This window comes from Corynebacterium pacaense, assembly GCF_900169525.1.
GTDB classification, from domain to species: domain Bacteria; phylum Actinomycetota; class Actinomycetes; order Mycobacteriales; family Mycobacteriaceae; genus Corynebacterium; species Corynebacterium pacaense.
Window position 1 is genome coordinate 1,270,605 of record NZ_LT821240.1, and the last position, 11,756, is coordinate 1,282,360.

Here is an 11,756-nt window from a genome sequence, read left to right on the forward strand (position 1 = left end):
GGCTCGGTGTCTCCAGTGTGGCGAATCTCCGATCAGCTTTGCAAACCCAATCCGCACCGAAAAGGCCTTTTGAACACTGTTCACGCGTTATACATTCGGTACATTTAAGAGTAGTCGGGTTTTATTCATAACAAATGCTTTATTAAAAATATTCTAAAATGAGACCGAATCCGGGCGTTCCGGTGCCGTTCCGGCGATCCCGGTGTCGTTTTCCGGCTACAGAATCTCCCCGGGTCGGTAGTCCGCCGCGCCCGGGTGGGCCTCGATAAGCATCTGGATGCGTTCCAGAACCCGGGACACCTGTGATTCGGCCGCGCCGATGAAGGCGTGCCGGTCGGCGAGTGCCGCCTGAAGGTCCGCTTCATCCAGGGGCAGCCGCTCATCGGCGGCCAGGCGCTGGATCAGGTCCTGTCCCCCACCGTTCTCACGCATGTTCAGGGCCACTGCGACGGCATTTTCCTTGATCACCTCATGAGCGGTCTCACGACCGACCCCGGCGCGCACCGCGGCCATCAGGATGCGCGTGGTGGCGAGGAAGGGCAGGTAGCGCTCCAGCTCACGATCAATCATGGCGGGGAAGGCGCCGAACTCATCGAGGACGGTGAGGAATGTCTCAAACATGCCGTCGATGGCGAAGAAGGCATCCGGCAGTGCCACGCGGCGGATGACGGAACAGAACACATCCCCCTCATTCCACTGCTGCCCGGACAGATCCGCGACCATGGTCAGGTAGCCGCGCAGGATCACCTGGAGTCCGCCGACCCTCTCACAGGAACGCGCGTTCATCTTGTGGGGCATCGCGGAGGATCCGACCTGCCCCTCCTTGAAGCCCTCGGTGACCGTCTCGTTTCCGGCCATCAGCCGGATCGTGTGGGACAGCGAGGACGGCCCCGCACCGAGCTGGACAAGGGCGGAGACGACATCGAAATCCAGGGAACGGGGATAGACCTGGCCCACGGAATCGAAGACGCGGTCAAAGCCGAGGTGCGCGGCGATGCGGCGCTCCAGCTCGGCGAGCCGGGATTCATCGCCGTCCATGAGATCGAGCATGTCCTGGGAGGTGCCCATAGGTCCCTTGATCCCGCGCAGGGGATAGCGGTCGAGGAGGTCCCCGGTCCGCTCGACGGCGACCAGCAGCTCATCCGCCGCGGAGGCGAACCGCTTCCCAAGGGTGGTCGCCTGGGCTGCGACATTGTGTGAACGCCCGGCCATCACCAGGCTCTGGTACTGCCCTGCGCGCCGACCGATGGCGGCGAGCACCGCGATCGCCTTGTTGCGGATCAGCTCGAGCGAACGGTGGATCTGCAGCTGCTCAACATTCTCGGTGAGATCGCGTGAGGTCATTCCCTTGTGGATCTGCTCGAAACCCGCGAGGGCATTGAACTCCTCGATCCGCGCCTTGACATCATGGCGGGTGACCCGCTCGCGGTCCGCGATGGAGGCCAGATCAACCTGGTCGATCACGGATTCATAGGCCGTGATCGCCTCGGCGGGGATCTCCACGCCCAGATCCCTCTGCGCCTTCATCACGGCGATCCACAGCTGGCGCTCCATGATGATCTTCTGCTCCGCGCTCCACAGATTGGAGAGCTCGGCAGAGGCGTAACGATTCGACAGGACGTTGAGGATCTTCTTCTTTTCAGCCACGGAAAATTATTATTCCCCACCCGGGGAGACAATTCCTAGTTCCGCGTCACATTCAGCCGTTCATCGATGAACTCCCCGATCAGGCGCACGCCCTCACGGGTCTCCTGTGCCGAAGCGCACAGACTCAGGCGGATCCACCGGTGCCCCTGCTCGGGATCGAAATCCACGCCGGGGGCGACGGCGACCCCCTTTGCGTCGAGAAGCTCATGCGCCCACCGCTCGGAATCATCGGTGTGGGCGGAGACATCGACCCAGATGTACAGCCCGCCGTCGGGATCGGCGAAGGTTCCCAGGCCGATCGCCGGCAGCTGTTCGACGAACACCTCGCGTGCCTCACGGTAGTTCTCCACGTGCCCGTCCAGTTCCGCGGCGGCCTCGAGGGTGAAAGCGGCGCGCCCTGCCGCCTGGCCGATGGCCGGTGCGCACAGCGCCAGCGAGGCCTGCAGATTCTCGATCGCGGTGACCATTCCATCGTCGACGATGATCCAGCCCACGCGCCACCCCGTCATGGAAAAGTACTTGGACAGGGTACCCACCACGATCGCCTTGTCGGAGAACTGGCGCGCCGAGGCCAGGGGGCGGCCGAAACTCATCCCGTGGTAGTCCTCATCGGAGATGAGCACGCAGTCATTGGCCTCACACCATCGTGCGATGCGGGCCAGTTCATCGGGATCGATGATTGTTCCCGTCGGGTTGCCTGGGCTGGTGATGATGACCGCTTTGGGGGTGTGCTCGAGCTCACGAAGCATCTTCTCGGTCGGCTGGAAGCGGGAGTCGGCTCCCGTGCGCAGATCGAGGATTCTGGCGCCAAGGGCTTCGAGAATATTGCGGTAGGCGGGGTACCCGGGGGCGGGCATCGCCACGTAATCGCCGGGATCCAGGGTGGCGAGGAAGGCCGCGAGGAATCCACCTGAGGACCCGGTGGTGACGATGACGTTGTCCGCGGAGGTTTGCACCCCGTAGGTCGCGGAATGCCAGTCCGCGATCCGCTCACGGAACTCCCGGTCCCCCACGACCTCGGTGTATCCGAGCGGGCCGGAACGCAGCGCGATCTCCGCCTCCTCCAGCACCGCCTCGGGCGCGCCGGTCACCGGCTGCCCCGCACAGAACATGATGGTGCTCTTTCCCTCCCGACGGCGGCGGTGCACCAGGTCGAGCATCTGCATGACCCGGAAGGGCTGGACCCTGCTTCTCTGGCTGAGCAGCGGCGACTGTTCACTCATGAACACACAATACGTGTGCCCGCGGGCTAGATCGAAATTCTGCCCTCGACGGCGGGCAGGGCGATGTCGGTGCGGTAGTGGCTTCCATCAAGATTGATACCCGCTATGGTGGCGTAGGCATTCTCACGGGCGGACTCGAGGGTGTCACCGGTACCGATGACATTGAGCACCCGTCCCCCCGCCGACACCAGCTCGCCCGCACCGTTGCGTGCGGTTCCGGCGTGCAGGATGTTCTCCGATTCAACACCGGTGATCACATCCCCCGTCCGCGGGCTCCCCGGATAGTTGTGGGCGGCCAGCACCACGGTGAGTGCATAGCCATCCCTCCACTCCAGGGGCGGTTGCGCGGCGAGAGTGCCGGTGGCCACCGAGTTGAGCAGCCCCGCAAGCGGCGTCTCAAGCAGGGCGAGGACCGCCTGGGTCTCGGGATCACCGAATCGACAGTTGAACTCCACCACCGAGGGTCCGTCCTGACCCCAGGCGATGCCCGCGTAGAGCAAGCCGGAATAGGAACAGCCGCGGGCGACCATCTCCCTGGCAACCGGCACGCAGACCTCGTCGACGATTCTCTGGACCCCGTCCGCGGGAAGCCAGGGCAGCGGCGCGTAGGCCCCCATTCCGCCGGTGTTGGGGCCCTCATCGTTGTCGAAGACCCGCTTATGATCCTGGGCGGGCAGCAACGGGACCACCGTTTCGCCATCGACCAGGCAGAACAGGGAGACCTCGGGGCCGTCGAGGAAGGATTCGAGCAGAACGGGGTTCCCGCCGGCGAGCACATCCTCCACATGAGCCCTGGCCGCCGCGAGATCCGGGGTCACGACCACGCCCTTGCCCGCGGCGAGGCCGTCATCCTTGACCACCCAGGTGGGGCCGAAGCGACCGAGTGCGGCGTCGATGTCCTGCTCCGTGGCACCGGGATGAATCGCCTCCGCGTGTGCGGTGCGCACACCGGCGGCGGCCATTACGTCCTTGGCGAAGGTCTTCGAGCCTTCGATCCGCGCTGCGTCCCTGTTGGGACCGAAGACAGCGAATCCCGCCTCGCGCAGGGCGTCGGCGACCCCCGCGACAAGCGGGATCTCGGGTCCGATGACAACAAGGTCCGAGTCGAGGTCACGGGCGAGAGCGATCACGGAATCCGCATCATCGACCCTGATCCCCGGATGAACCGTCGCCAGATCCCCCATGCCGGCGTTACCCGGCGCAACATCGAGTTGAGTGGTGGCTGGATCTTTGGACAGTCCACGAAGAAGGGCGTGCTCACGGGCGCCCGAGCCGATTAGCAGAATGCGCATAGGGCAGAAGTTTATCCTTTCGCCCCACACGGTGCCTAGTTCTGAGTTCCTTCCGCGGTCTGGTCCTGCTCACCCATGTAGAAGCGACGGGTGTTCTCCGCGCGCGCCCGTGCCTCCCGCTCCGCAACCCCCGCGCTGATATCGGCCTCCGCCCAGGCGGTGGAGCTCGCGGCGACGAAATCGGCGTACTCCTGCTCGGTGAAACCCCTGGGATCGAGCCCCTGCGTCAGTCGCTGCAGACCCCACAGGCTGAGATCCCATCCGGTTCCGGTGGCGCCCGAGCCGTATTTCTGCCGGAACTCCTCGGGGATGTCCTCGGGTTTCGTGCTGAATCCCGCATTGAGGGTGGAGGCCGCCTGTCCATCCGCGAGAACCTCCACGCTCAGGTAGGAGATGGCGCCGGCGTTCTCCCAGGTGACAAGGAAGCTGTTGTCCCTGCAGGATTCAATGCGACCGGAGGCGTTTCCCTCGATCTCATAGACGAACTCGTCGATTTTCACGTTGCCGAACCACTTCGCCAGGTTCTCCGAGGTGGTCAGAAGGAGGAAGAGTTCATCGGCGGGCACCTCGTAGGATGCGCCCATATGCTGGGAGATTGTCTCCGGGTCATCGAGGAAGACCTGACGGGATATAAAACTTGCGGTAGTCATGTACTCAAGGATAGTAACGTTGGGCACATGAGCTCAGTATTCACCAAGATCATCAACGGCGAACTCCCCGGCCGCTTCGTCTACCGCGCCGAGGGCGTGGCGGCCTTCCTGTCCATTGAGCCACTCAATTACGGTCATGTTCTCGTGGTTCCCCTCAGGGAGGTCGACCGGTGGACAGATCTCCCGCAACATGACTGGGATCAGGTCAACGAGGCCGCACAGTTGATCGGCAGCGCCATCGTTGAAGCCTTCGGCTCCGCCCGCTGCGGATTCATCATCGCGGGCTTCGATGTCCCCCACATGCACATCCATCTGTTCCCCACCAACAGGATGTCGGAATATAACTTCTCCAACGCCATGGCTGCGGATGCCACCGATCCGGTAAAGATGGATGATGCCGCCGCCCGGATCCGCGCGGTCCTGGGAACCGACCAGCACGGCTACCTCATCGACTAGTGCTCCTCCAGTGCCGGAAGCGTCACGGTGAAGGTGGTGCCCACCCCCGGTGAGCTGCTCACGGTGATCGTTCCGCCGTGCCCCTCCACCAGCGATTTGGTGATAGCAAGGCCCAGTCCCGAACCGCCCGAGGCACGGGAACGGGAAACGTCGGCGCGGTAGAAGCGTTCAAAGATGTGCGCCGCGTCCTCCTCGGACATGCCGACGCCGTCATCGCGAACCTTGACCACCACCTGCCCGGTCGCCGTCCCGATGTCTATGGTGACCTGTGCATCCGGTCCGCCGTGGTTGAGTCCGTTGTTCACCAGGTTGGTCAGCACCTGGTGGAGGCGGGTGGGATCGCCCTCGACGACGGGCACCGTGCCGGCGTTGTTGACAACATTGATCGATCGCTCCGGCCATGCTGCGCGCATGGAGCTTGTCACCGCCAGCGAAAGCTCCAGCAGATCGACGGGGTGCCTGTCCATCTGCTGGCCCTCGGCGCGGGTCAGAGCGAGCAGATCCTCGACGAGCACGCTCATCCGCTGCGCCTCCCCACCGATCTTGGACAGCACCCAGTCCGCGTCCCTGGTCGCACCCGAGTGGTACAGCTCCGCATATCCCTTCACGGAGGTCAGGGGGGTGCGCAGTTCATGGGAGGCATCGCCGACGAAGCGGCGCATCTGGGCCTCCTTCTCCTGCGCATGCAATATCGACGCCTGCAACTGCTCAAGCATTATGTTGAGCGCGTTGGCCAGCTGTCCCACTTCGGTGCTCATCGGCCACTGCGGGACCCTCCGGTCAAGATCGCCCCTGGCAATCCGCACCGCGGTCTCCTCCACTTGGCGCAGCGGCAGCAGCGAACGTCTGACCATGAAGAAGGCGGTGATGGTTATGGCCACCAGGACCAGCACGCCGATCACCAGCTGGACCAGGGTCAGGCGGTAGAGCAGTGTGGATTCACGCCCCAGACTCCGCCCGACCACGGTGATCACGTCGCCACTGCGTGAGGCCGTCACCCTCCAGTGTGTCGAGGAGGCCGAGCCCTCGGCCGCGGAGACGGTGTGCGGTCCGGTTCCGATCTCCGTCTCCGCCAGATCCGGGGCGGACTGGGCGTCATTGAAGATGATGCTCGAGCCGTCCGGGAAGACCTTGGCCACGTAGTAGTCACTGGGCGGACCCTGCTTGTCCCCGTCCGAGCTGAGCAGCTCGACGGTCCTGGCCCAGGAGTTCATGGCGGTTTCCAGGTCCTGGTCCACACGGGAGTAGGAGACCTCGCGCATCAGGCTGGACACGGCAACGGCGTTGACGAACAGCCCGAGACCAGCGATACCGACCACCAGGAGAATGATCCTGGTGCGCAGCGGGATCGTCCTCCCGGCGGCCCTCACCCGGCTGATCCTCTCCTCCGCATCAGTCTCGACAGGGGCCTGCGCCAGTTCAACGTAGGGGTTCGCGGATCTGGTCATGGCTTAGCTTCGGGGTGTACGGAGAACGTATCCCACTCCTCTGACGGTCTGGATGAGCTGTGGATCATGGGTGTCCACCTTCCGGCGGAGGTAGGAGATGTAGGACTCCACCACATTGCCGTCGCCGCCGAAATCGTAGTGCCAGACGTTGTCCAGGATCTTCGCCTTGGACAGCACGACCTCGGCATTGAGCATGAGATAGCGCAGCAGGTTGAATTCGGTCGGGGAAAGATCGATCAGTTCACCCGCCTTGGTCACCTCATGGGTCTCATCATTGAGGGTGAGGTCTGCATAGGACAGGGTTGCGTCATTGGCATCGCCCTCGATCGCGCCGCCCCGACGCAGGATGACCCGGAGCCTGGTGATCACCTCTTCGAGAGAGAAGGGCTTTGTTACATAATCATCGGCCCCGATGGTCAGGCCGTGGATCCTGTGCTCGACCGCATCCTTGGCCGTGAGGTAGAGGACCGGGCTGTCCAGCCCCTCCGCGCGCAGTTTGGTCAGTAGTTCGAAGCCATCCATCCCCGGCATCATCACGTCGAGTATGTAGGCATCGGGGCGGTTTTCACGGGCGAGTTTCAGAGCCTCGTTGCCATCTCTGGCAGTCAGGACATTGAAACCCTGGAATTTCAGGCTCACCGTGAGCAGTTCTACGATATTCGGCTCATCGTCAACGACGAGTACCTTGATCTGTCCCTCGGGCTGGTTTTCCATTGATCCTTCACTTCCAATGTAAGTTCACTGTGTGATCAAATCCAGTGAACACCAGCGCCCTGCACCTTCACTGACAGGTTTCTGTGAATGCCTTGTCAACCACGATCATGCAGCTCAACACCACTTCACCGCTTTAAGATCCACGCCCTCGGACTCCGCCAGCGCCTCCACCAGGGACAGGAGATAGGCCGAGTGCCCACGGTAGGCGGCGTCGAATCGCGGGTCCCCGATATACATCCGGGCAAGCAGCACCTGCTTGGATGGTGTGGTTTCATACCATCGTGAAATGGAGGCGCGGTGGCGGAGCGCCAGCGCGTCACCCTCCGCGGATCCCGGCCGGATTCCTGCGGTGGAGGCGTCGACAAGCGACTGGGCGAAAGACTCCAGCTCCTCCTGTGCCTCCCGCACGTCCTGCGGGGACATCTCTGCTCGAACCCGGCGCGACTGCTCCCACTCCGGGGTCTGACCCCACCGCTGCTCGGCTTCCTCCTGGTAGTCGGGCCAGTCCCGACCGAAAAGCTCGGCCTTGTCTTCGATGGTCATGGTGTTCTCCTTCAGAATCCGATCGACTGCCCGGATTTTCCGGCGCAGGTGCGTGATCTGAACCTCAAGGAGTCTCCGCTGCCGCAGGAGATGCTCCTTAACGGAATCCGGAGCCGTCAACAGCTCCGCTATCTCCCTCAGCGGCACGCCCGCGGCGCGGTACACCAGGATCTGCATCGCCTTCTCCATGTCCGCATCCGTGTAGAGGCGGTAGTCGGAGGCGGTGCGCCACTCGGGCTGCAACAGCCCGATCGAGTCCCAGTGCCGCAGGGCGCGGGTGCTCACGCCGAGCAGCTCGGCGGCTTCTCCGATGCTTCGATCACTCACATCAACCACCATGCAGCTTGACGCAGCGTCAGTGTCAAGACCCTACGGCTTCGGGATGTTCCTGAGGTTGGAACGCGCCAGGTCCAGCATCTTGCCGACGCCACCACCGAAGACCGTGCGCGTGGCCGCCTTGCTGAAGCCCATGACCTGCTCCCAGGTGATATTCGGCGGGATGGACAGCGCATTGGGATCGGTGACGATCTCAATGAGCGCCGGGCCGTCGGTGGCCAGCGCCTCGGCCAGCTGGGCGCGCAGGGTTGCGGGATCGGTGATGCGCACGCTCCGGATACCCGCAGCCTGTGCGATATCGGCGAAGTTCACCTGATCGTGGTCGGTCTCGAACTCCGGCTGACCCTCAACCAGCATCTCGAGCTTGACCATTCCGAGGGAGCTGTTGTTGAACACGATGGCCTTCAGGGGCAGTTCGTGGAGCTTGACGGTCAGGAGCTCTCCGAGCAGCATGCCCAGACCACCGTCACCGCACATGGCGATCACCTGGCGGTGACGGTCCGCGGCCTGCGCACCGATGGCGTGCGGGAGGGCGTTGGCCATCGTGCCGTGGCGGAAGGATCCAAGGAACTCACGCTTGCCCGTCGGGTTGTTGATGTAGCGGGCATGCCAGACGTTGCACATGCCGGTGTCGACGGTGAACACCGCGTCATCGTCGGCAAGCTCGTCCAGGAGGTCCGCGGCGAACTCCGGATGGATGGGCGTGTGCTTCTCCACATTGTGGGTGTAGGCGTCCACCACGCTGGAAAGTTTGTGCTCGTGCTCCCTGAGCATCTTGTCCAGGAAGGAGCGGTCCGTCTTCTCCTCGAGGTGCGGCAGTATGTTCTCGATGGTGGCCGCGACATCGCCGACCACCGGATAGGAAACCGTGGTGCGTCGGCCGATGTGGGCGCCGTTGATATCGATCTGCGCGACGTTGGCCGTGGGGAGGAACTCGGTGTAGGGGAAGTCGGTGCCGAGCAGAATCAGCAGATCGGCATCATTGGTGGCGTCATGGCAGGCGCCGTATCCGAGGAGTCCCGACATGCCGACATCGAAGGGATTCCCGTGCTGGATGTACTGTTTGCCGCCGAGAGCGTGCCCGATGGGTGCCTTGATCTTCTCCGCGAGAGTGAGCACCTGGGCGCGGGCGTTCTTGACGCCTGAGCCGCAGAAGAGGGCGACCGTGTCGGCCTCGTTGATCGCGGAGACCAGGGCTGCCGCCTCGGTGGGGTCGGGGAACACCACGGGACGACCGGTAGAGATAGTGGAGTTGGTGAAGGTGTGCTGCTTGCTCTCCATCTTCGAGACATCGCCGGGAATGACCACCACGGACACACCGTTGCCCGCCATCGTGGACTGGATGGCGTGATGCAGGACGCGATCACCCTGATCCGCGCTGTTGATCATCTCGCAGTAGGAGGAGCATTCCTTGAAGAGGATCTCCGGGTGGGTCTCCTGGAAGAAGGTGGAGCCGATCTGCAGGCTCGGGATATGGCTGGCTATGGCCAGGACCTTCGCACCGTTGCGGTGGGAATCATAGAGGCCCTGGATGAGGTGGGTGTTTCCGGGTCCGCAGGATGCGGCGCATACCGCCAGGTCGCCTGTGACAAGGGATTCGGCTCCTGCGGCAAAGGCAGCCGCCTCCTCGTTCCGCACGTGGATCCACTCGATGTCGGACTGCCTCACCGCGTCGACGACGGGGTTCAGGCTATCCCCCACCAGCCCGAATATTCTCTTAACACCCTGACGCTCCAGGGTCTCGACCAATTGCTCAGCGAAGGTTTGTGGCATTACAACTCCTAAACGTGGTGGCTTCTATTCCCAACCATTGTGAACATTGTGCCCAACCATTGTGCGCTCTCCGGAGGGGTTTGTGCCACGGCAGAAGAATCGGCGACGGACACTCCGGATTGTCACTGCACCGACCAGTCATTACAGTAACGCTTCGTGAAAGCAACTCCGAGAACCTCAGCAACGACGTCAATGGACACGCCCACCGCACCTCAGCGCTGGGCTTTTCTAGCAGTGATCAGTGCCGGTCTCTTCCTGATCGGGGTGGACAATTCAATTCTCTACACGGCGCTACCGGTGCTGCGTGAGGATCTGCAGATGACGGAGCTCCAGGGCCTGTGGATCATCAACGCCTATCCGCTCCTGATGGCCGGCCTGCTGCTGGGCACCGGAACGCTCGGAGACAGGATCGGGCACCGCTTGATGTTTCTGATCGGGCTCTGCATTTTCGGTCTGGCATCGTTGTCCGCGGCCTTTGCCCCGGGTGCCTGGGCGCTGGTGGCGGCACGCAGCTTCCTCGGGATCGGTGCCGCAACGATGATGCCCGCCACCCTGGCGTTGATCCGAATCACCTTCGAGGACGAGCGTGAACGCAACATGGCAATCGGAATCTGGGGATCGGTGGCGGTGGTGGGGTCCGCCGCAGGTCCGGTGATCGGCGGAGTTCTCCTGGAGTTCTTCTGGTGGGGTTCGGTGTTCCTGATCAATGTCCCGGTTGCACTGGCGGCACTTATCCTCACCGTCGCGGTGGCGCCTGCGAACATGCCGAACCCGGACTCGCGCTGGGATCTGCTCTCATCGATCTACGCGCTGATCACCCTGGCGGCTCTGGTGGTGGGAATCAAGGAGGTGGTCTCTCCGCAGCGTCAGATGTGGTTGCTGGCCTCGGCGCTGATCGTGTTCCTTTCAGGTGCGGTATTGTTCCGTCTCCGCCAGCAGCGCCTGACCCAACCGCTGATCGACTTCGATCTCTTCCGCAACCGGATCTTCAGCGGTGGTGTGATAGCAGCCGGAATGTCCATGTTCGTCATGGCCGGAGTCGAGATGACAACCACGCAGCGTTTTCAGCTGTCGATCGGGTTCACCCCGCTGGAAGCCGGACTGCTCATGGTCTGTCTGGCGGGGGCCGCGATACCCACCTCAATCATCGGTGGCGCCTTCCTGCACAGGTGGGGCTTCCTCCCGTTGATCTGCGGAGGTTTCCTCGCCGCTGCGGCCGGCATCGCGGTATCGATCTGGGGCGCCACCCATGACAACGGCCTGCCCGCATTCGCCGTCGGGCTGGCGCTCATAGGGGCCGGAGGCGGTGCGATCATGTCGGTGGCCTCCACGGCGATCATCGGATCGGCGCCGATCCGAAGGGCGGGCATGGCCTCCTCGATCGAGGAGGTCTCCTACGAGTTCGGAACACTGTGCTCGGTTTCGCTCTTGGGCAGTCTGTTCCCGGTGTTCTATGCGATCCACGCCCCGGAACAGGTCTCGGGCAGTTTCTCAGCAGGGGTCCATCATCCGGAGTTCGGCGACGCCGCAAGGGTGGCATTGGACAGCGCCTACATAAACGTCCTGACCATCGCATGTGTGACGGCCCTCCTTGCCGCCGGGGTGACGGCGTGGCTCTTCCGTGGCAACCCCGGACGGGCCACATATCAGGACAAGGAACGCGTGCTCCCCTAG

Annotated in this window: 10 protein-coding genes; 2 read left to right on the top strand and 8 right to left on the bottom strand. The window is 63.2% G+C overall.

The genetic code is table 11. The annotated features are described in order from the left end of the window. Nucleotides 1-216: 216 nt before the first annotated feature. From purB to B7E02_RS12920, 4 genes are all read right to left on the bottom strand, one after another. Entirely contained in the window at nt 217-1,647 is a 1,431-nt protein-coding gene (gene purB, locus B7E02_RS12905) for an adenylosuccinate lyase (RefSeq protein WP_080796655.1), read from the bottom strand. 35 nt (nt 1,648-1,682) lie between these two features. After that, complete coding sequence (locus B7E02_RS12910; protein ID WP_143336815.1) at nt 1,683-2,813, bottom strand: pyridoxal phosphate-dependent aminotransferase; 1,131 nt, start codon at nt 2,811-2,813, stop codon at nt 1,683-1,685. A gap of 83 nt (nt 2,814-2,896) precedes the next feature. Further along, nucleotides 2,897-4,162 carry a phosphoribosylamine--glycine ligase gene (gene purD, locus B7E02_RS12915; protein ID WP_080796660.1) on the bottom strand — a complete coding sequence of 422 codons (1,266 nt, stop codon included), beginning with the start codon at nt 4,160-4,162 and terminating at the stop codon, nt 2,897-2,899. 35 nt (nt 4,163-4,197) lie between these two features. Next, the gene (locus B7E02_RS12920; RefSeq protein WP_080796662.1) at nt 4,198-4,812 is read right to left on the bottom strand and encodes an SRPBCC family protein; all 615 of its coding nucleotides are present in this window, start codon (nt 4,810-4,812) and stop codon (nt 4,198-4,200) included. A 27-nt stretch (nt 4,813-4,839) separates the two neighbouring features. Here B7E02_RS12920 and B7E02_RS12925 point away from each other — a divergent pair, with 27 nt between their 5' ends. Continuing rightward, a complete protein-coding gene (locus B7E02_RS12925; protein WP_080796664.1) occupies nt 4,840-5,268 on the top strand; it encodes an HIT family protein in 429 nt (142 codons plus the stop codon). Here B7E02_RS12925 and B7E02_RS12930 read toward each other — a convergent pair. The 4 genes from B7E02_RS12930 to B7E02_RS12945 form a co-directional block, all read right to left on the bottom strand. Beyond that, nucleotides 5,265-6,716, bottom strand: a complete 1,452-nt coding sequence (locus B7E02_RS12930; protein ID WP_080796666.1) for a sensor histidine kinase — start codon at nt 6,714-6,716, stop codon at nt 5,265-5,267. The two genes, B7E02_RS12925 and B7E02_RS12930, sit on opposite strands and share 4 nt — an antisense overlap. Nucleotides 6,717-6,719: 3 nt before the next feature. Next, nucleotides 6,720-7,430 carry a response regulator transcription factor gene (locus tag B7E02_RS12935; RefSeq protein ID WP_080796668.1) on the bottom strand — a complete coding sequence of 237 codons (711 nt, stop codon included), beginning with the start codon at nt 7,428-7,430 and terminating at the stop codon, nt 6,720-6,722. A 114-nt stretch (nt 7,431-7,544) separates the two neighbouring features. Continuing rightward, entirely contained in the window at nt 7,545-8,300 is a 756-nt protein-coding gene (locus B7E02_RS12940) for a MerR family transcriptional regulator (protein ID WP_143336760.1), read from the bottom strand. A gap of 42 nt (nt 8,301-8,342) precedes the next feature. After that, nucleotides 8,343-10,082 (bottom strand): pyruvate dehydrogenase, encoded by a 1,740-nt coding sequence (locus tag B7E02_RS12945; protein WP_080796672.1) that lies wholly within the window; start codon nt 10,080-10,082, stop codon nt 8,343-8,345. A gap of 192 nt (nt 10,083-10,274) precedes the next feature. On the opposite strand from B7E02_RS12945, the gene B7E02_RS12950 reads away from it, so the two are divergent. Further along, the gene (locus tag B7E02_RS12950; protein WP_080796674.1) at nt 10,275-11,756 is read left to right on the top strand and encodes an MFS transporter; all 1,482 of its coding nucleotides are present in this window, start codon (nt 10,275-10,277) and stop codon (nt 11,754-11,756) included.